Genomic DNA, 571 nt, shown 5'->3' on the forward strand with positions numbered 1-571 from the left:
GTTTAAGTACTTCCGTATTTCCCTGTACAGGCTATTGCATATCCTCCGCCTATCGGTTCTCGCAGCATAGGACCGTTGGTGTGCCCGGTCCATCGGTAGCTGTTCCGCAAACGGTAGCAGTCCTGCAACCACAACTGTTACTGTGCTCAGTGGTAATGGTACATTACTCCTATCTCACTTAAAGCCAATGCCCTTTTCTTTAAACCTGCAAGCTGCAGCATTACTTCCCGAATAACCGGATATTCCTCAGAAACTCTTTTCATCCCTTTGCGAGAGATAGCTACAATATGGCGAAATTTTGAATTAGTACTATTGGCATCGGGCCTTTATTGCTATTTATGTTGTCTATAAACAGCTTCGTAATAGGTTTGTAGCTTTTGCCTATGCTAGCGGTGGATTATATGGTCCTTGTTTGTAAAAATGGAGTTAAGCAAGAATAGGAAGGCTATCCAATTCCGTAAAGAATCTTGATACGGCAGGTAGTTTTTTTTTACACAGGTATTGAAGAGTAATGTCTTTACTTAAATACCGCAAGTAAACGCGAGTAGGAGTCAAAAACATTAGGGAAGGT

Annotated in this window: 1 protein-coding gene; it reads left to right on the plus strand. The window is 41.9% G+C overall.

All coding sequences use genetic code 11. The annotated features are described in order from the left end of the window. On the plus strand, positions 1-182 hold a 182-nt coding region (locus B3E92_RS10460; protein ID WP_286896656.1), incomplete at its 5' end, for a hypothetical protein. Positions 183-571 lie beyond the last annotated feature (389 nt).

The organism is Sphingobacterium sp. UBA6317 (assembly GCF_002440385.1).
Classification (GTDB): domain Bacteria; phylum Bacteroidota; class Bacteroidia; order Sphingobacteriales; family Sphingobacteriaceae; genus Sphingobacterium; species Sphingobacterium multivorum.